This window comes from Zoogloea sp. (assembly GCF_030157465.1).
GTDB lineage: Bacteria > Pseudomonadota > Gammaproteobacteria > Burkholderiales > Rhodocyclaceae > Zoogloea.
This window is the reverse complement of sequence record NZ_JAOAUU010000062.1, coordinates 1-18,391: the sequence shown is the minus strand read 5'-3', so window position 1 is coordinate 18,391 and position 18,391 is coordinate 1. Positions and strand designations below refer to the sequence as shown.

Below are 18,391 nucleotides of genomic sequence, written 5' to 3'. Positions count from 1 at the left end.
CGGCTTCGAGGTTGGACAGGGCGATCTTGTAGCCTTCGCCTTCCTTGCCGAGCAGCGCCGAGGCGGGCACGCGGCAGTTCTCGAAGACGATCTGGCAGGTGTCGGAGGCGTGCTGGCCCATCTTGCGTTCGATGCGGGCGACGCTGTAGCCGGGCGTGGCGGTGGGCACCAGGAAGCAGGAGATGCCCCGCTTGCCGGCGGCCTTGTTGGTGACGGCGAAGACGATGGCCATGTCGGCGTACTTGCCGGTGGTGATGTAGTGCTTGACGCCGTTGATCACGAAATCGTCACCGTCGCGGTCGGCGCGGGTGGTGATGGCCGAGGCGTCGGAGCCGGTGTGGGGTTCGGTCAGGCAGAAGCAGCCGAGCTTTTCGCCGCGGGCCAGGGGCTTTAGCCATTCTTCCTTCTGGGCGTCGGTGCCGTACTTGTTGGTGATGCCGCAGGGCAGCGAATTCTGCACGCTGACGATGGTGGAGGTGGCGCCGTCGCCGGCGGCGATTTCTTCCAGCGCGAGCACCAGCGACATGTAATCCATGCCGGCACCGCCCCATTCTTCGGGCACGCACATGCCGAGGGCGCCGAGTTCGCCGAGCTCCTTGAGGGCCTGGGCCGGGAAGGTGCTGTTGCGATCCCATTCCGCGGCGAAGGGCGCGAGGCGCTCCTGGGCAAAGGCGCGGAGGGAGTCGCGGATCATTTCCTGTTCTTGGGTGAGGATCATGTTTGTCTCTTGATGATGGGTTCGGCCGCGGGCGATGGCGTGGCGGGCGGCGCGGGTGTCGGGTTACGCTGCGCTAACCCGACCTACGGGGATGCGGGTGATGCGTAGGTCGGGTTAGCCCGCAGGGCGTAACCCGACGCATGCCACTTAGAGCATCTCGACGGCGAGGGCCGTTGCTTCGCCGCCGCCGATGCAGAGGCTGGCGATGCCCTTCTTGCCGCCGGTTTTTTGCAGGGCGCCCAGCAGCGTGACGATGATGCGGGCACCGGAGGCGCCGATGGGGTGGCCGAGGGCGCAGGCGCCGCCGTGGATGTTCACCTTGGCGTGGTCGAGCTTGAGGTCACGGATGGCGGCCATGGTGACCACGGCGAAGGCTTCGTTGATTTCCCACAGGTCCACGTCGGCGGTGGTCCAGCCGGTCTTGGCCAGCACCTTCTGCATTGCGCCGACCGGGGCGGTGGCGAAGAGGGCGGGCTGGTGGGCGTGGGTGCTGTGGCCGACGATTTTGGCTAGCGGCTTCAAGCCCTTCGCGGCGGCGGTGGAGGCGCGCATCATCACCAGCGCGGCGGCGCCGTCGGAGATGGAGCTGGAGTTGGCCGGGGTTACGGTGCCGTCCTTCTTGAAGGCCGGCTTGAGGCTGGGGATCTTGTCGATGTTGGCCTTGGGCGGCTGCTCGTCGCTGGCGATGGTCACGTCGCCCTTGCGGCCGGAAATGGTGACGGGGACGATTTCCCACGCGAAGGAGCCATCCTTGATTGCCGCCTGGGCGCGGGTGGTGGACGTGATGGCGTAGGCGTCCTGCTCTTCGCGAGTGAAGCCGTAGGCGCCGGCGCATTCTTCGGCAAAGGTGCCCATCAGGCGGCCCTTGTCGTAGGCGTCTTCGAGGCCGTCGAGGAACATGTGATCGAAGATCTGGCCGTGGCCGAGGCGGTAGCCGCCGCGGGCCTTGGGCAGGATGTAGGGGGCGTTGGTCATGGATTCCATTCCGCCCGCGATCATCACGTCGTTGGTGCCGGCGACAAGCAGGTCGTGGGCCAGCATGGTGGCCTTCATGCCCGAGCCGCACATTTTATTGACCGTGGTGCAGCCGGCCGACAGCGGCAGGCCGGCGGCGAGGGCGGCCTGGCGGGCGGGTGCCTGGCCGAGGCCGGCGGGCAGCACACAGCCGAAGATCACTTCCTCGACAGCTTCGGCCGACATGTCGGCGCGCTCGACGGCGGCCTTGATGGCCACGCCGCCCAACTGGGGCGCGGTGAGGCTGGCGAAGTCGCCCTGGAAGCCGCCCATCGGGGTGCGGACTGCGGAGACGATGACGATCGGATCGTTGGTGGTGGTCATGAAGGAAAACCTTTCTTGAATTCGGGTGGGGTGCGCAAGAAGCGAAGGGGCGCGACCCACTGGTCGCCGCCCCGGGCGTGGTTCTTACTTGGCGGCCATGCGGATGGCGCCGTCGAGGCGGATGACTTCGCCGTTCAGGTAGCTGTTGCTGAAGATGTGCTCGACCAGCGCGGCAAACTCGGCCGGCTTGCCCATGCGGGAGGGGAAGGGAACCATCTTGCCGAGGGCGTCCTGAACGTCGGCGGGCATGCCGAGGAGCATCGGGGTTTCCATGATGCCGGGGGCGATGGTCATCACGCGGATGCCGGTGCGGCACAGTTCGCGGGCGATCGGCAGGGTCATGGCGACGACGCCGCCCTTGGATGCCGCGTAGCCGGCCTGGCCGAGCTGGCCGTCGAAGGCGGCCACCGAGGCGGTGCTGACGATCACGCCGCGTTCGCCGCCGGCGTTGGCTTCGTTCTTGTTCATGATCTCGGCGGCGAGCCGGATCATGTTGAAGCTGCCGATCAGGTTGATGGTGATCGTGCGGGTGAAGGATTCCAGCTTGTGCGGGCCTTCACGGCCGACGATCTTCTCGGCGGGGGCGATGCCGGCACAGTTCACCAGCCCGCGCAGCGTGCCCATTTCGACGGCCGCGGCGAAGGCGCCTTTGGCGCTGTCTTCATTGGTCACGTCGGTGGCGACGAAGCGCGCATTGGCGCCCAGTTCGGCAGCCAGCGCTTCGCCGGCTTCCTTGTTCACGTCGGCCAGCACGGCCTTGCCGCCTGCCGCGACGATCATCCGCGCGGTGGCTGCGCCAAGGCCGGAACCGCCGCCGGTCACCACGAATACGTTGCCCTTGATCTCCATGAAGCTCTCCTGATTGCTGTCGGTGAATGGGTTGCCCGCGGGGGCTCGATGTGTGGCGCAGTCTAGGGCCTCGCCCGGCTGGCCTCCATGCCATAAACGCTCAATGTGAATGATAGAATTTGCCATATTGCGGCGCCGCAAAACGGCTCTTTCGGCCCTCGGCCGTCGCATGACTTTTTCCGGTTTCCACATGCCCCTGCTGCGCGATCGTACATCCGATAAAGGCACCATCTCCATCGGCTTCGTCCAGGAAGCGCTGGTCGGCGTGCGCGAGCGGGGCTTCGATGCCCTCGATCTGCTCAATCGCGCCGGCATTTCGCCCGAACTCCTCAACGCCCCGCAGGCGCGGGTGTCGTCGGCGCACTTCGGCTTGCTGTGGCACCTGATCGCCGAGGCGATGGACGACGAGTTTTTTGGCATGGACAGCCACCCGATGAAGGCCGGCAGCTTCACGCTGCTGTGCCACAGCGTGATCCACTGCGACACCCTGGAGCGGGCCTTGCGCCGGGCGCTGCGCTTCTTTCGCCTGATCCTCGACGACATGGAAGGCGAGCTGCAGGCCAATGGCGAAACCGCCCGGGTGGTGATCAGGGAGCGCCACTCCGAGCCGGGGCGGGCCTTTGCCTGCGGCACCTTCCTGATCATGCTGCACGGCCTTGCCTGCTGGCTGGTGGGGCGGCGGATTCCGCTGGATTCGGCGCGCTTTCGCTGCGCCGAGCCCGCTTACAGCCCCGAGTGGCGGGTGCTGTTTTCACCCGACCTGCGTTTTGGCGAGCCGGAAACCGCGATTGCCTTTCCGGCTGAATTCCTGGCCATGGCCAATGTGCAGAACGAGCGCACGATGAAGGTTTTCCTGCGCAGTGCGCCGGCCAACTTCCTCGTCAAATACCGCAACAGCGACGGTCTCGTGGCGCGCATCCGCCGCCAGTTGCGACACATCCCGCCCGATACCTGGCCGGATTTCGAAACCCTGGCCCAGCAGCTCCACAGCTCGGTGTCGACCCTGCGCCGTCACTTGCTGGATGAAGGTCAGTCCTATCAGTCGATCAAGGACGATCTGCGCCGCGATCTGGCCATCAGCCAGTTGTGCCATTCAGAGAAGTCGGTGCTCGACATCGCCCTCGACCTGGGCTTTGCCGAGGCCAGCGCCTTTCACCGGGCTTTCAAGAAATGGACCGGCGCCCGGCCGGGCGAATACCGGCGGGCGCTGGCGGGGCAATAAAAAAGGCTATGTCACCGTTACCTGTGGAATCTTTGCTTCAGTTGCAGGTACGTTGCTTTGCCTGTGTGGGGGCGACTTGTAGGGGCGACTTCAGTCGCCCATCCACGCGTTGAATCACGGGCAAGCCGTTGACCCGGAGTCCGCGGGCGACTGAAGTCGCCCCTACATGGTCCCTGGATCGTCGGGTTAATGCATTTCCACAGACAACGATGACAGAGCCATAAAAAACGGCAACAATCCAGGCCGGATTGTTGCCGTTTTTGCGACCGCTGCCGCCGGGGCGGGTCAGCCGCCCAGGTTGGTGGCCGCCAGCGCGGCCAGCCAGCCGCCGGCCACGACACCGGCCGGAAAGAGCAGGCGGGTGCGGGTGGGCAGGTTGCGGCTTTCGATGCGGCGATAGAACTGCTCGCCGCCGGCAATGCTCAGGGCCAGTGCGGTGACCATTCCGATGGCGTTGATGACCGGGTTGGCGGGGAAGAAACCGCTGACCGCGGCGTTCACCAGCAGGCTGATCGGAAAGTGCACCAAAAAAACCGAGTACGAAATCTGGGCCAGGCGGCCGACTGCCGCCGGCAGCGGCAGGGTGTAAAGCAGGCCGCTCCGCGCCGACAGGCCGAGAAAGAGCATCACGCCTGTGGCCACGGCGATGCGCTCGCGGAAATCCACCGCCAGCGCGGCCAGTGCGACCAGCGTGAGGGCGGCCAGCCACAGCCCGGAGCGGCGCTGGCGAACAGCCCAGCCGGCGAGAATGCCCAGCCCGAAGGCGCCGAAGAAGTAGAGCGCGGTTTCGTCCCAGAGGGCATCGCGGTTGAAGCCGAACAGGGAGGCGAGGGTCATGCCGATGACCAGCAGCGGCGCCAGGGCCTGCAGGGCGGGGCGCGCGCCGGAAAGGCGGCCGGGCAGCCACATCAGCAGCACGGCCAGCGCGAAGAGCTGGAAGTCGATGGCCACGTACCACACGCCGGCCGACAGGGCTTCCTGGTCGAGCAGGTCGTGCAGCAGCAGCACGTGGGCGAGCAGCTGGCCGAGGTCGGGCGGATCGGAAATCGAGCGGTGATCCATCCAGACTGCGGCCACGGCTGAACAGGCGATGGCCAGCAGCAGGGCGGCCGAATAGGGCACCACGAGGCGCGTGTAACGCTGGAACAGCAGGTTGAGCGGCGTCTGGATTGCGGCGCCGCCGAGCGGGCCGAACTTGGCTGCGAACAGGAAGCCGGAGGTGACCAGGAAAACCTGCACGGCCATGCGGGCGTATTCGAACAGGAAGTCGATGACGCCGGGCGCCAGTGGCTTGGCCACGTCGGCCATGGGGCCGTAGAAGGCCAGGTGGTGCAGGACGATCAGCACGCAGGCGGTGGCCTTGAGGGCGTCCACGGCGGGCATTCTTGAAGCTTCACGGCGCATGATGTTTGCGCATCCTCCGGAGCAGAAATCGGTGCCCGACGCGGGCCGGCCGGCAAGCAGGCGGGCCGTGGTTGCGAAATGGTGCACTGCAGCAGCCGGGCGAAAGCCGGAAATTATACTCCCTGGATGCGAGCTGCGGGCCGATCGGAAGGGGGCTTCCGGGCAATTCACCACTTCTCCGGGGCGCGGGTGTGGATTTGTTCATGCCCGCCGAGAAGGGCCGGATGCGTCGGTGTCTGGTGGCGAAACTGTTGATTTTTCCGGCAGGTCCGGACGCCGACGACGCCCGGACCCGGTCCGTCAGGCTAGAGTTTTTTATGCGTACCGTCGCACAGGGGCGGGGTGGCGCTGTGCTTGCAGCCGCAGAAGTACACCGTGCCCGATGCGTCCGGCGTGTACTTCAGCGGCGTGAATTCGGAGCCCTTGTGGCTGCCGTCGCAGAAGGGTTGCTTTGCGCTCTTGCCGCAGGCACACCACCGGTAAGTCTGGCCGGCCTCCACGTCAACCGGGTAGGGGGCTTTTTGCGCGATAAGGGGTTCGGGCATGTTTTTCTCCGTGGAAAAAAGAAAAGCGGCAAGGCATCGCCCCACCGCTTTCCAGTCTAGTCCCGAATTCCGGCACTGAGCCGGCGATCAACTCATGCCCGTCAGTGGCGGCTCTGGATTTCTTCGATGTAACCCTGCATGCCGGTGCGGATGTTGGCCGCGTTGCCTTCGTCGGTGTCGATGTGCATGGCCAGCCGGTAGGCCGGGTTCACGCGCACCACCACGTCGCCGAAGATCAGCTCGCGTTCGCCTTCGACGCGCACGCGCACGATGTACTTGTCGCGCACGCGAAAACGCAGGGCGTCTTCCGGGGTCATGTGGATGTGCCGCTGGGCGCAGATCACGCCGCGCTCGATGGCGGTGGAGCCGTACGGGCCTTCGAGGGTGATGCCGGGCGTGTTGGCGAGGTCGCCCGATTCGCGGATCGGGGGCTGGATGCCGACCTTGAACTGCTCGGTCATGGCGATTTCGACCTGGGTTTCCTTGCGGGTCGGGCCGAGCACGCGAACATTGGCGATGCGCCCCTTGGGGCCGACGAGGTGCACCTTCTCGGCGCAGGCAAACTGGCCGGGCTGGGACAGTTCGTGTTCCGGCGTGAGCTGGTGGCCGGGGCCGAAGAGCTTTTCCACGTCGGATTGCGACAGGTGCACGTGGTGGGCGGAAATCTCGACGGGGATCGGCGCGTCGGCCTGGTCTTCCTTCATCTCGAGGATGAGTTCGTTGCGCTCGATGGCGCGCAGGGTTTCCCAGGCCACCAGGCGCTCGTCGTCATTGTTGATGACGAGAATGGTGACCGGCGAGTCGTCGGCCGAGATGATCGCGAAATCCGCCACGTTGCCGAGGTTGCGGTTCTTTTCCTCGTCGAGCTTGATGCCCATGTAGCCGAGGCCCTGGCAGGCCAGGCTGCGCACTGCGGCACTGGTTTCGCCGATGTCGCCGGTGAAGGCCAGCACGTCGATGCCGCCCATCGCCGCCACGTAGGCGCCGATGTTCTTGCGCACCTGGTAGCAGAAGGCCTTGTGGGCCAGCAGGGCGCGGTGATGGCCGTCGCTGGCGGCGTTCTCGATGTCGTGGATGTTGCTGGAAATGCCGGAAATGCCCTTGAGGCCGCTCTCGGTATTGATCAGCGTGGACAGCGCGTCGGGCGACATCTTGTGGTGTTCAAGGAGGTGGATCATCACCGCCGGGTCGATGCTGCCGGAGCGGCTCGGCATGATCAGGCCGTCGGTGGGCGTCATGCCCATGCTGGTGTCCACCGAGCGGCCGTGGTCGATGGCGCACAGGGAGGCGCCGATGCCCAGGTGACAGGAGACGATTTCGAGCTCACCCAGCGGGCGCTGCAGCACTTCGGCCGACTTCAGCGAAACATAGCGGTGCGAGGTGCCGTGAAAGCCGTAGCGGCGGATTCCGTCCTGCTTGTAGAGGTCGTAGGGCAGGCCGTACAGATAGGCGTAGGGCGGCAGCGTCTGGTGGAAGGCGGTGTCGAAGACGGCCACGTGGGGCACGCCGGGCAGCTGCTTCATGGCCTCGCGGATGCCATCCACGTTCACCGGGTTGTGCAGCGGTGCGAAGACCGACAGGGCTTCGATGTCGGCGATGACGGCCGGCGTGATAACCACCGAGCTGGCGAACTTGCTGCCGCCATGCACGACGCGGTGGCCGACGGCGCTCACGTCCTGCGGGTGGAAGGCGAAGGCCTCGCCGAGCAGGCTGGTCGATTCCTGCATCACGGCGAACAGCTCGGTGATGGGGAAGCGGGGCCGCTCGAAGCTGCGGGTCTGGGTGCCGACGGTGACGCTGATGCGCGCGGCCGCGGGTTCGGTGTTGTCGATGATGCCGTGGACGTCGGAGCCGAGGTCGTGGGTATCGTAGATGCCGAAGTGGATCTGGCTGATGCCGACGTTGAGCACCAGCACCTTGCCCGGCGCGTGGGTGATCAGCGACAGGGCGTAGGGGTCATCGGCCCAGGCCACGTCGCGGGCCTGGGTGTTGCCGGCATCCGCCGTCATGGCGCGGGTGCGTTCGGCCAGGATGCGCGAGAGCAGGGCGACGGCCTTCGGGTTGGTCAGGATGTAGGTGTGGAAGACCGATTCCGGAATCAGCAGCACGAAGCAGCGGTTGCCCGCGATGACGTCGGCGCTCACGGGGTCGCCGGTCAGGATCGACAGGGTGCCGAAGACATCGCCCGGGCCGAGCTGGCTGATGACGGTGCGGGTGCCGGTCTTGTCGGTGGTGGAGATTTCGGCGTGGCCGCTGATCATCACGCCGATCACGCGGCCTTCGTCGCCGGTCTCCAGCATGGCTTCGTTGCCTTCGTAGGTGGTCAGCCTGGACAGGTTGACGATCTTCTCGACCTTGTCGGCCGGGAAGCTTTCAAACAGGCGTACCTGTTCGAGGAAGAATTTCTTGAGATCGACTTCGCTCATGGTGTTTCTCGCTCGGCGTCGGGTTATTTCAAGTTGAAAGACTAGCACCATGTTGCGGTGCGTCAAAGTGTGGCCGAATGATTACACGATTGCCGTTACAGGCATTCGTGATGGAAGAGACGGATTGGGGCGGTGCCTTGTTGTTGCGGCGCAACGCACGAGCGCCGCGGGCGCTTCAGGGCGCGGCAGGCAGCGTGGGCGGGGCGTCGGTCAGTTGTGCCTCGATGCGGCTGGCGGCCTTTTGCAGGGCCGGCAGGTAGCGCCGCACGGCTTCCTTCAGCGTGACCGCCCGGTTCAGATAGACGATGTTTACGGCGCCCACGGGCTGGTTCTTGAACAGGATGGGCAGGGCCAGGGCCCCGATCTTGCGCTGGGATGTCCACTCGCCGTCGTTGCTGGCGAAGCCGCTTTCGAGGGTGCGGGCGACGATCTTGGTGACAAAGCGGTCGTCGGCGGCCAGGCGGGCCTGCTCGGTGTCGCCGCCGCCGCGGATGAGTTCGAGGATCTGTTCGCGCTGCTCGTCCGGGCTGTGGGCGAAGAAAGCCCGTCCGGCGGCGGTCAGCAGCATCGGCAGGGATTGCCCGACCATCGCCCGGTGAAACGACAGCGGGCTGAAGCGGTGGGTCGATTCGCGGATCACCATGTTGGCGCCCTGCTGCGTGGTGAGGTCTGAGGGCCACACCACGGATTGCAGCAGTTCGCTGAGGGCCGGGGCCGCGATGGACGAGATCCAGTCCTCGTCGCGAAAGCCTTCGGCCAGCGAGCGGACGCGCAGGGCCAGGCAGTAGCGGTCGTCGGATTCGCTGCGCCGCACGTAGCCTTCGGTGATCAGGGTTTCGAGCAGGCGGCGCACCGTCGTGCGGTGCAGGCCGGTGACCTGCGCCAGCTGGGCGAGGGTCGAGCGGCCGCCTTCCTGGCTGTTGAGGGTGCGCAGCAGGTCGAGTCCGCGGGTCAGGCCGCGAACCGGTGCGTAATCGGCTCCGCTGTTTGTGCGCATCTGAAACCCTCGCCAAAACAAGATTGTGCAACAGGTGGACGTTTTGTTTTGATTTTTTGATGTGGATCAGGGTGATCCTAGAATCAATCCCGTTGATGCGCCCATAAAAAAGCATGTGCCTGCCGTCTTCCGGAATGCAAGGCCTGGAAGCGCCAAGAAGAAAAGCCGTCCGCCCGTTGCGGGCGACGACTGACACACCACTGATCCGTGCGGCGGAGGTTCTCCTCCCGCCTGCCCAATCCCACCCGGGAGGAGATACCCCATGAGCGCTGCTCAAGATTTCGATGCCGACGTGATCGTCGTCGGTGCCGGCCCCGTCGGCCTGACCATCAGCAACACCCTCGGCCAGTACGGCGTCAAGGTGCTGCTGCTGGAAAAGGGCGAGGAACTCATCGATTACCCCCGCGCCGTCGGCATGGACGACGAATGCCTGCGCAGCATTCAGGGCATCGGCCTGGCCGGCACGGTGCAGCAGCACCTGACGCCTTACCACTGGATGCGCTTCGTGACCGCCAGCGGTCGTTGCTTTGCCTCCATCGAGCCGCGCACCGACGACTTCGGCTGGTCGCGCCGCAACGCCTTCAACCAGCCGGCGGTCGACCGCGAACTGATGGACGGCCTCAAGCGATTTCCGGGCGTGGAAGTGTGGATGGGCGCCGAGCTGGAAAAATTCGACCAGGACGGCACTGGCGTCAGCCTGACCGTGAAGCACAAGGGCAAGGTCAACGCGCTGCGCTGCAAGTACCTGGTGGCCGCCGACGGTGGCCGCAGCTTCATCCGCACCACGCTCAACGTGGGCTTCGGCGGCTTCACCGATACCTCCAAGTGGCTGGTGGTGGACATCCGTAACGATCCGCTCGGCGTGCCCAACATCTATATGCACAGCGACCCGAAGCGTCCCTACGTGTCGGTGGCGCTGCCCGACGGCGTGCGCCGCTTCGAGTTCATGATCTTCGAGAACGAAACCGAAGAGCAGATGACCACCCCCGAAAGCATGGCCGTACTGCTGGCCAAGGTGCTGCCGGCCAATGTGGACATCAGCCGCCTCGACTTCATCCGCAAGCGCGTTTATACCCACAACGCCCGTATCGCGGATCGCTGGAAGATCGGCCGCATCATGCTGGCCGGCGACGCCGCGCACATCATGCCCGTGTGGCAGGGCCAGGGTTACAACACCGGCATGCGCGACGCCACCAACCTGGCCTGGAAGCTGGCCTACGTGGTCAACGGCAAGGGCAGCGACGCGCTGCTCGAAACCTACCAGTCCGAGCGCCCGCTGCACGCCAAGGCGATGATCGACCTGTCGGTGACCGCCGGGCGCATCTTCTCGCCGCGCAGCGCGCTCCTGGCCGGCCTGCGCGACGCCACCACCTGGGTGCTCAACTACATTCCGCCGGTCAAGCGCTACTTCATGGAGATGCGCTTCAAGCCGATGCCCTTCTACGAGAACGGCCTGGTGGTGCACGAGAAAACCCGCCGCAAGAATTCGCCGGTCGGGCGCATGTTCATCCAGCCCAAGGTCCGCACCCGCCAGGGCGAGGTCAAGCTGCTGGACGACGCACTGGGCAAGGGCTTCGCGCTGCTGGCCTGGGGCGCCGATCCCAACTACTGGCTGAACCCCAGGAGCCGTGCCATTCTCGAAGCCCTTGGCGCGAAGATCGTGACCCTCAAGCCGACCGTGCAGATCGACCGCACGGTGGACATGACCGACAAGACCGACGTCCTCGGCGACGAGCAGATGCGTTTCAAGGAATGGTTCGGCCAGCATCCGGGTTCCATCGTGCTGCTGCGCCCCGACCGCTTCGTGGCCGGCATCGCCTTCCCGATCGAAGTGAACGAACTCATCGCCGCGGTGGCCGACAAGATGGGCCTGGTGGTGACCTCCGGAGGCAAGGCGTAAATGACCAAGGCACTGCTCACCTGCTTGTCCCACACGCCGCTCAAGGGCAACGTGGACCCGCTGCCGGAAGTCGTGGACGAGGTGGCCCGTCTCGTCGCCCAGCTGGGTGAAGAGGTTGTGGCCTTCGATCCGGAACTGATCTTCCTGTTCGCCCCCGACCACTACAACGGCTTCTTCCTTGATGCCATGCCGCAGCTGTGCATCGGCACCGCGGCCGAGTCGGTGGGCGATTACAGCACCTCGGCCGGCCCGCTGCCGGTGCCGCGCGACATCGCCGAAGCCTGCGCCGCCCACGTGGTGGGCCGGGACATCGACCTGGCCGTGTCCTACCGCATGCAGGTGGACCACGGCTTCGCCCAGCCGCTGGAAGAACTCACCGGCAGCCTCGCCCGCTACCCGGTGATTCCGCTCTTCATCAACAGCGTGGCGCCGCCGGTGATCAGCTTCCGGCGTGCCCGCCAGTTTGGCGAAGCGGTGGGCGAGTTCGCCCGCCAGCTCGACAAGCGCGTGCTCTTCATCGGCTCCGGCGGCCTCTCGCACAACCCGCCGGTGCCGCAGATGGCCACCGCCGCGCCGGAAGTCGCCGAGCGCCTGATCGCCGGCCGCAACCCCACGGCCGAAGCCCGCGCCGCGCGCCAGCAGCGCACCATCGACGCGGCCACCCAGTTTGCTGCCGGCACCAGCCCGCTGCACCCGCTCAACCCGCGCTGGGACGAGGACTTCATGGCCAACCTGGCCTGCCAGGATTGGGCCGCCCTCGACGGCTACGGCAACGACGCCATCACCGAAGCGGCCGGCGCATCGGCCCACGAAGTGAAAACCTGGGTTGCCGCCAACGCCGCCATGAACGCCGCCACCGGCGGCCATTACGAAGCCCGTGCCCGCTACTACCGGGCGATTCCCGAATGGATTGCCGGATTCGCCGCACTTACCGGCGTATCCCGGCCCGACTGAATCCGCACCACACGCACCACCCCACTGAGGAGAAAAAAATGAAACTGAAAAACCTGTTCGTGATGACCGCCGCCGCGCTGGCTGCCACCCCTTCCCTGGCCGACATCAACGTTGGCGTGATTGCCTCGATGACCGGCCCGGCCGCTGCGCTGGGCGCCGAAACGCGCAAGGCCGTGTCGCTGTTTCCGGCCACCGTGGGCGGCGAGAAGGTGAACTTCATCCTGCTCGACGACACCACCGACCCCACCGCGGCCGTCAAGAACGCCCGCAAGCTGATCAGCGAAGACAAGGTCGACGCCATTCTCGGCCCCAACCTGATCAGCACCGCCACCGCCATCGCTGACGTGGCCAACGCCGAAAAGGTGCCGATGATCTCCGTCGCGCCGCTCGACGTGTCCGGCGACAAGCGCGGTTTCGTGTTCCGCAGCGAGCCCTCGGCCGACCTCATGGTTCAGCGCGTGGTGGCCGACATGCTGGCCAACGGCGTCAAGACGGTCGGTTTCATCGGCTTCTCGGATTCGTGGGGCGAAGTGCTGCACAAGGCGCTGACCAAGGCCGCCGAAGGCAAGATCACCATCGTCGCCTCCGAGCGCTATGGCCGTGCCGACCCCAGCGTCCAGGCCCAGGCCCTCAAGGTGATCAGCGCCAAGCCCGACGCCGTGTTCGTCGGCGCCTCCGGCACGCCCGCCGCGATGCCCCAGATCACCCTGCGCGAGCGCGGTTTCAAGGGTCGCATCTATCAATCCCACGGCGTCACCAGCAAGGAATTCCTGCGGGTCGGCGGCAAGAACGTCGAAGGCGCGCTGATTCCGGTGGGCCCGGTGCTGGTGGCTGAACAGCTGCCCGACAGCCACCCCTCCAAGAAGAGCGCCGTGGCTTTCGTGCAGACCCTCGAAGCCAAGTACGGCGCGGACTCCCGCTCCACCTTTGCCGGCGCCAGCTGGGATGCCTGGCTGCTGCTGCAGAACGCCATCACCGGCGCGCAGAAGGCCAAGATCAAGGCGGGCACGCCGGAATTCCGCGCCGCCCTGCGTGACGGCATCGAGAAGACCTCCAAGCTGGTGGGCACCAACGGCGTCTACACCATGGGCCCCAATGACCACGCCGGCTACGACGCCAGCGCCATCGTCCTGATCAAGGTCGAGAACAATCACTGGAAACTGGTGAAGTAAGCAAGCGCCCGTGGGCCGGCGCGCCGGCCCCGTGTGTTGCTCCAACTTGTCGTTCCATCGCGACGGACCTGCCCGGCAGGCCCGTCGTCGCTCCACAGGAGTTCGCTCATGGATGCAGAAATCATTGCGATGCTCGGGCAGGACGGCGTCACCAACGGTGCCATCTACGCGCTTTTGGCGCTGGCGCTGGTGCTGGTGTTTGCCGTAACCCGAGTCATTTTCATTCCCCAGGGCGAATTCCTGGCCTGGGGTGCCTTAACGATGGCCGCCCTCGAAGGTGGCCATTTGCCCACCACGGTGTGGCTGCTGGCCGGCCTGGGCGTGCTGGCGCTGGGTGTCGACCTGTTCTCCGCCACGGGCCGCCGCACCATCGGCAGGTCGGTGCTCTGGAACCTGGCCTACCCGCTGGCGCTGGCCGGCCTGCTGTGGGTTCTGCCGCTGGCAGAGCTGTCCACGTGGGCGCGGGTGATCGTCACGCTGGCGATCGTCGTGCCGATGGGCCCGATGCTCTACCGCGTCGCCTTTCAGCCGGTGGCCGAGGCGCCGGTGCTGGTGCTGCTGATCATCTCGGTGGCGGTGCACCTGGCCATGGTCGGTTTCGGCCTGCTGGCGTTTGGCCCCGAAGGTTCGCGCACCACGCCGTTCAGCGAAGCCCAGCTTGAGCTTGGCACGCTGATGGTGGGTGGCCACACGCTGGTCGTGATCCTCGCCTCGCTGGTGCTGATCGTCGGGCTCTACCTGTTCTTCGACCGCACGCTGTACGGCAAGGCCCTGCGCGCCACCGCCATCAACCGCAACGGTGCGCGCCTGATGGGCATTTCGCCGGCGCTGGCCGGACGCCTGACCTTCTTCCTGGCGGCCGTCATCGGCGTGCTGTCCGGGGTACTGGTCGCGCCGCTCACCACCATCTATTACGACAGCGGCTTCCTGATCGGTCTCAAGGGCTTTGTCGCCGCGATCATCGGCGGGCTGGCGAGCTACCCGCTGGCCGCGGCCGGGGCGATCCTGGTCGGCCTGCTGGAATCCTTCTCATCCTTCTGGGCCAGCGCCTTCAAGGACGTGATCGTGTTCACGCTGATCATTCCGGTGCTGATGTGGCGCTCCCTGACTTCCCATCACGTGGAGGAGGAAGAATGAACTCCCGTATCGAAACCGCTTCCCGCGCGCCTGCGCCGGGGGCTTCCCGCGTCGGGCCCAAGCACGTGCTCGGCCTCTTCCTGGTGCTGCTCGCCGCGGCGCCGCTGGTGCTGCCGGATTTCTACGTCACGCTGCTCAACTACATCGGCCTCTCGGCGCTGGTGGCGCTGGGGCTGGTGCTCCTGACCGGCGTCGGCGGCCTCACCTCCTTCGGGCAGGCGGCCTTCGTCGGGCTGGGTGCCTACACCACGGCCTGGCTCACCACCTCCCAGGAGCTGCCGGGCTGGCTGGCAGCCATCGGCAGTTCGCCGTGGCTGGCGCTGATTGCCGGTCTGGTGCTGACCGCCCTGGTGGCGATCATCCTCGGCTCGGTCACGCTCAAGCTGTCGGGCCACTTCCTGCCGCTGGGCACCATGGCCTGGGGCATCAGCCTGTACTTCCTGTTCGGCAACATGGAGTTCCTGGGCGGCCACGGCGGCCTGTCGGGCATTCCGGCGCTCAAGCTCTTTGGTTTCGAGCTGATCGAGAACCGTCATTACTACTATCTGGTGTGGGCCTTCGTGCTGCTGGGTTTGTTCACCACCCGCAACCTGCTGGATTCCCGCGAGGGCCGGGCGATCCGGGCGCTCAAGGGCGGCATGGTGATGGCCGAGGCGATGGGCGTGGATACGTCCCGCGCGCGCATGGTGATCTTCGTGATCGCCGCGCTCCAGGCCTGTGCCGCAGGCTGGCTGTATGCCCACCTCCAGCGCTTTGTTAACCCGACGCCCTTCGGCCTGCATATCGGCATCGAGTACCTGTTCATGGCGGTGGTTGGCGGTGCCGGGCAGGTGTGGGGTGCGCTGGTGGGCGCCGGTGTGATCACGGTGCTCAAGCAGTGGCTGCAGGACATTCTGCCCAAGGTGTTCGGCAGCGCCGGCAACTTCGAGGTGATCGTGTTCGGCGTGATGATGGTCATCGTGCTGCAGCGCGCCCGTGACGGCCTGTGGCCGCTGCTGGCCAAGATCGTGCCGGTGCGCGAGGCGCCCCGCGTCATCGATGCGTCCGCACAGCCGCTGGACAAGAAGCCCCAGCCGCCGATGGGCGAGATGATCCTGGAAGCCAAGAACGTCACCCGCAAGTTTGGCGGCCTCGTGGCCAACAACAACATGAGCCTGTCGGTGAAGGCCGGCGAGATCCTGGCGCTGATCGGCCCCAACGGGGCCGGCAAGAGCACCATGTTCAACCAGCTCTCCGGCGTCGATACGCCGACTTCCGGCGAGGTGCTGTTCCGCGGCAAGCCGGTGGCCGGCCACCAGTCCCGCGAGATCGCCGGGCTGGGCATGAGCCGTACCTTCCAGCACGTGCGCCTGTTGCCCAAGATGACGGTGCTCGAAAACGTGGCCATCGGCGCCCACCTCCGCGGCAGCAAGGGCGTGCTGCCCGCCGCCTGGCGTCTTGATCGCGTCGAGGAAGCCCGCCTGATGCGCGAAGCCGCCATCCAGGTCGAGCGCGTCGGCCTGGGCGAGTTCATGCACACCGAGGCCGGCAGCCTGGCCCTGGGCCAGCAGCGCATCCTCGAGATCGCCCGCGCCCTGTGTTCCGACCCCTGCCTGCTGCTGCTCGACGAGCCGGCCGCCGGCCTGCGCTTCAAGGAAAAACAGGCCCTGACCGAACTGCTGCGCCGCCTCAAGTCCGAAGGCATGGCCGTGCTGATCGTCGAGCACGACATGGATTTCGTGATGAGCCTGGTCGACCGCGTGGTCGTGATGGAATTCGGCGAGAAGATCGCCGAGGGCCTGCCGGAAGAGATCCAGAAGGATCCGGCCGTGCTCGAAGCCTACCTCGGAGGTGTCTGATGAATGTAAAACAGCCCCCACGCTCACTTTGTTCGCTGCCCCCCCGGGGGGCGCAGGCCTCCCTTGGGGCGGCCCGGCAGGAGACCTGACATGGCAAACGTACTTGAAGTCAAAAACCTCTCGGTGGCCTACGGCAAGGTCGAGGCCGTGAGCGGCGTGAGCCTTGCCGTTGGCGAGGGCAAGATCGTCACGGTGATCGGCCCCAACGGCGCGGGCAAGACCACCACGCTGTCGGCGATCATGGGCCTCTTGCCGTCCCGCGGCGAAGTCGCCTTCGACGGCAGCATCGAATCGGTGCCGGAAGTCGAGCGCATGGTGGTGCGCGGCATGAACCTCGTGCCTGAAAAGCGCGAGCTGTTCGGCACCATGACCATCGAGGACAATCTGCTGCTCGGCGCCTTTCAGCGCCACCGCACCGGCAAGCGCGACCACGCCGAGACGATGGAGGAGGTGTATGCCCTGTTCCCGCGGCTCAAGGAGCGGCGCCTGCAGCAGGCCGGCACGATGTCCGGCGGCGAGCGCCAGATGCTGGCGGTGGGCCGCGCCCTGATGGCCCGGCCCAAGCTCCTGATGCTCGACGAACCCAGCCTCGGCCTGGCGCCGCTGATCGTGCGCGAGATCTTCCGCATCATCGCCGAGCTGCGCCGCCGCGGCGTGTCCATCCTGCTGGTCGAACAGAACGCCCGCGCCGCGCTGCAGGTGGCCGACTACGCCTACGTGCTCGAAAACGGCGGCATCAAGATGCACGGCGAAGCCCACGCCCTGCGTGACGATCCGCGCGTCATCGAAAGCTACCTCGGCCTGGGGAGCAAGCACCAGGAACTGCTCTCAACGTAAAGATCACCGAAATCGAAGCGGGGTGGCCAGTCCACCCCGCTTCGTCAAAGGAGAACCCCATGGAAGCCTTACGCATCATTTCGGACGAGCACCAGTCCCTCGCCGCCATCCTTCACGCCGTCCGCTTCATGATCAAGGAAGTGGCGGCCGGCCGACTCACGCCGGACCTGAAGCTGTTCGAGGCGATGATCCACTACCTCGACGCCTACCCGGAAAAGCGCCACCACCCGAAAGAGGATTTCCTCTTCGAGCGCCTAAAGACGCGCACCCCCGACGGTGCCGAGGCGCTGGCCAAGGTCGAGCGCCAGCATCTGGGCGCAGCCGCGCGCATCAAGGCGCTGGAAGACGCGCTGCAGGTCTACAAGGCCGACAGCAGCAGGCTGGTCGAGTTTTCCCGCGCCTTTGACAACTACGCCGAGTTCTACCGCAACCACATGATCCTGGAAGAGGTGGAGATCATTCCGCTGGCCCGCGAGCATCTCACCACCGAAGATTGGTGGGACGTGGACCGCGTCTTTGCCGCCGAACCCGACCCGATGGGCGGCACCCGCGAGAAGCCGGAGGATTTCGCCGCCGTCTTCTCCAAGCTCGTCGCCTCGGCGCCGGCCCCCATCGGCCTGGGCGCAGGGCCCTACCAGGGCTGAGCCTTAGCACCGCATCCCCTCGCTGCATTCCTTCAACCGGCCACCTGCAACCCAGGTGGCCGGTTTGCTTTGGCTATGTTCGCGTTAAGTGTGTAATGACTCTTCCTGGCCGACCCGCCGGGCTTGGAGAGTCTCACCTGTCGGGGGAAGCGCTTTCCACACGTTGCGCGAACCTTGGTGGTTCATTCCATTCGACCGCAAACCGGTGAGGCCTTGCGGTATGGCTTTCCCGTGTTTTGCGTCACATTGGCCGGGGACTCGCCCCCGGCGGGCGACCTTCTTTCTTGCTTCGCCAAGAAAGGAGGCAAAGAAGGCGACCCGGCTTCACCGGTCGGCCTTCGGCCGACTCCCCTGCGCTGCTCCCAGCAGGCGGCCGGCGCGGAACTCGCCCTTCGGGCTCAGACAGCCGC

At 66.0% G+C, this 18,391-nt stretch carries 15 protein-coding genes; 8 read left to right on the top strand and 7 right to left on the bottom strand.

Translation table 11 applies throughout. From position 1 onward, the window contains the following. The 3 genes from Q1W26_RS08870 to Q1W26_RS08860 form a co-directional block, all read right to left on the bottom strand. Positions 1–718, bottom strand: a 718-nt coding sequence (locus tag Q1W26_RS08870; protein WP_300438652.1) for an acyl-CoA dehydrogenase family protein, incomplete at its 3' end; no start/stop codon positions are given. 147 nt (positions 719–865) lie between these two features. Then, complete coding sequence (locus Q1W26_RS08865; protein ID WP_300438649.1) at positions 866–2,056, bottom strand: acetyl-CoA C-acetyltransferase; 1,191 nt, start codon at positions 2,054–2,056, stop codon at positions 866–868. 84 nt (positions 2,057–2,140) lie between these two features. Continuing rightward, positions 2,141–2,905, bottom strand: a complete 765-nt coding sequence (locus tag Q1W26_RS08860) for a 3-hydroxyacyl-CoA dehydrogenase (protein ID WP_300438646.1) — start codon at positions 2,903–2,905, stop codon at positions 2,141–2,143. A 169-nt stretch (positions 2,906–3,074) separates the two neighbouring features. Here Q1W26_RS08860 and Q1W26_RS08855 point away from each other — a divergent pair, with 169 nt between their 5' ends. Beyond that, complete coding sequence (locus tag Q1W26_RS08855; protein WP_300438643.1) at positions 3,075–4,127, top strand: AraC family transcriptional regulator; 1,053 nt, start codon at positions 3,075–3,077, stop codon at positions 4,125–4,127. A gap of 285 nt (positions 4,128–4,412) precedes the next feature. Here Q1W26_RS08855 and Q1W26_RS08850 read toward each other — a convergent pair whose 3' ends face one another. From Q1W26_RS08850 to Q1W26_RS08835, 4 genes are all read right to left on the bottom strand, one after another. Then, a complete protein-coding gene (locus Q1W26_RS08850) occupies positions 4,413–5,510 on the bottom strand; it encodes an acyltransferase family protein (protein ID WP_300438640.1) in 1,098 nt (365 codons plus the stop codon). 326 nt (positions 5,511–5,836) lie between these two features. Beyond that, positions 5,837–6,076: a CDGSH iron-sulfur domain-containing protein gene (locus Q1W26_RS08845; protein WP_300438638.1), complete on the bottom strand. Its 240-nt coding sequence runs from the start codon at positions 6,074–6,076 to the stop codon at positions 5,837–5,839. Between the two features lie 101 nt (positions 6,077–6,177). Next, a complete protein-coding gene (locus Q1W26_RS08840) occupies positions 6,178–8,502 on the bottom strand; it encodes an acetate/propionate family kinase (RefSeq protein WP_300438635.1) in 2,325 nt (774 codons plus the stop codon). A 175-nt stretch (positions 8,503–8,677) separates the two neighbouring features. Further along, positions 8,678–9,499: a DNA-binding transcriptional regulator gene (locus tag Q1W26_RS08835; RefSeq protein ID WP_300438632.1), complete on the bottom strand. Its 822-nt coding sequence runs from the start codon at positions 9,497–9,499 to the stop codon at positions 8,678–8,680. Between the two features lie 262 nt (positions 9,500–9,761). Here Q1W26_RS08835 and Q1W26_RS08830 point away from each other — a divergent pair, with 262 nt between their 5' ends. The 7 genes from Q1W26_RS08830 (at position 9,762) to Q1W26_RS08800 (ending at position 17,981) form a co-directional block, all read left to right on the top strand. Continuing rightward, entirely contained in the window at positions 9,762–11,399 is a 1,638-nt protein-coding gene (locus Q1W26_RS08830; RefSeq protein ID WP_300438630.1) for a bifunctional 3-(3-hydroxy-phenyl)propionate/3-hydroxycinnamic acid hydroxylase, read from the top strand. Continuing rightward, entirely contained in the window at positions 11,400–12,353 is a 954-nt protein-coding gene (locus Q1W26_RS08825) for a 3-carboxyethylcatechol 2,3-dioxygenase (RefSeq protein ID WP_300438628.1), read from the top strand. Positions 12,354–12,391: 38 nt separating this feature from the next. Continuing rightward, complete coding sequence (locus Q1W26_RS08820) at positions 12,392–13,525, top strand: ABC transporter substrate-binding protein (RefSeq protein WP_300438625.1); 1,134 nt, start codon at positions 12,392–12,394, stop codon at positions 13,523–13,525. A gap of 108 nt (positions 13,526–13,633) precedes the next feature. Continuing rightward, on the top strand, positions 13,634–14,662 hold the full coding sequence (locus Q1W26_RS08815; protein WP_300438622.1) for a branched-chain amino acid ABC transporter permease: 1,029 nt from the start codon (positions 13,634–13,636) through the stop codon (positions 14,660–14,662). Beyond that, a complete protein-coding gene (locus tag Q1W26_RS08810; protein WP_300438619.1) occupies positions 14,659–16,500 on the top strand; it encodes a branched-chain amino acid ABC transporter ATP-binding protein/permease in 1,842 nt (613 codons plus the stop codon). The genes Q1W26_RS08815 and Q1W26_RS08810 overlap by 4 nt, the downstream gene beginning before the upstream one ends. Before the next feature lie 90 nt (positions 16,501–16,590). Beyond that, a complete protein-coding gene (locus Q1W26_RS08805) occupies positions 16,591–17,337 on the top strand; it encodes an ABC transporter ATP-binding protein (RefSeq protein ID WP_300438617.1) in 747 nt (248 codons plus the stop codon). Positions 17,338–17,396: 59 nt separating this feature from the next. Next, positions 17,397–17,981, top strand: a complete 585-nt coding sequence (locus tag Q1W26_RS08800) for a hemerythrin domain-containing protein (RefSeq protein ID WP_300438615.1) — start codon at positions 17,397–17,399, stop codon at positions 17,979–17,981. The last annotated feature ends 410 nt before the right edge of the window (positions 17,982–18,391 follow it).

Excerpts from the sequence above, each read along its gene's own strand:
- Q1W26_RS08820 (WP_300438625.1), top strand. The coding sequence starts at position 12,392 with ATGAAACTGAAAAACCTGTTCGTGATGACCGCCGCCGCGCTGGCTGCC.
- Q1W26_RS08815 (WP_300438622.1), top strand. The coding sequence starts at position 13,634 with ATGGATGCAGAAATCATTGCGATGCTCGGGCAGGACGGCGTCACCAAC.
- Q1W26_RS08860 (WP_300438646.1), bottom strand. The coding sequence starts at position 2,905 with ATGGAGATCAAGGGCAACGTATTCGTGGTGACCGGCGGCGGTTCCGGC.
- Q1W26_RS08805 (WP_300438617.1), top strand. The coding sequence starts at position 16,591 with ATGGCAAACGTACTTGAAGTCAAAAACCTCTCGGTGGCCTACGGCAAG.
- Q1W26_RS08865 (WP_300438649.1), bottom strand. The coding sequence starts at position 2,056 with ATGACCACCACCAACGATCCGATCGTCATCGTCTCCGCAGTCCGCACC.
- Q1W26_RS08840 (WP_300438635.1), bottom strand. The coding sequence starts at position 8,502 with ATGAGCGAAGTCGATCTCAAGAAATTCTTCCTCGAACAGGTACGCCTG.
- Q1W26_RS08825 (WP_300438628.1), top strand. The coding sequence starts at position 11,400 with ATGACCAAGGCACTGCTCACCTGCTTGTCCCACACGCCGCTCAAGGGC.
- Q1W26_RS08850 (WP_300438640.1), bottom strand. The coding sequence starts at position 5,510 with ATGCCCGCCGTGGACGCCCTCAAGGCCACCGCCTGCGTGCTGATCGTC.
- Q1W26_RS08830 (WP_300438630.1), top strand. The coding sequence starts at position 9,762 with ATGAGCGCTGCTCAAGATTTCGATGCCGACGTGATCGTCGTCGGTGCC.
- Q1W26_RS08855 (WP_300438643.1), top strand. The coding sequence starts at position 3,075 with ATGACTTTTTCCGGTTTCCACATGCCCCTGCTGCGCGATCGTACATCC.
- Q1W26_RS08810 (WP_300438619.1), top strand. The coding sequence starts at position 14,659 with ATGAACTCCCGTATCGAAACCGCTTCCCGCGCGCCTGCGCCGGGGGCT.
- Q1W26_RS08800 (WP_300438615.1), top strand. The coding sequence starts at position 17,397 with ATGGAAGCCTTACGCATCATTTCGGACGAGCACCAGTCCCTCGCCGCC.
- Q1W26_RS08845 (WP_300438638.1), bottom strand. The coding sequence starts at position 6,076 with ATGCCCGAACCCCTTATCGCGCAAAAAGCCCCCTACCCGGTTGACGTG.
- Q1W26_RS08835 (WP_300438632.1), bottom strand. The coding sequence starts at position 9,499 with ATGCGCACAAACAGCGGAGCCGATTACGCACCGGTTCGCGGCCTGACC.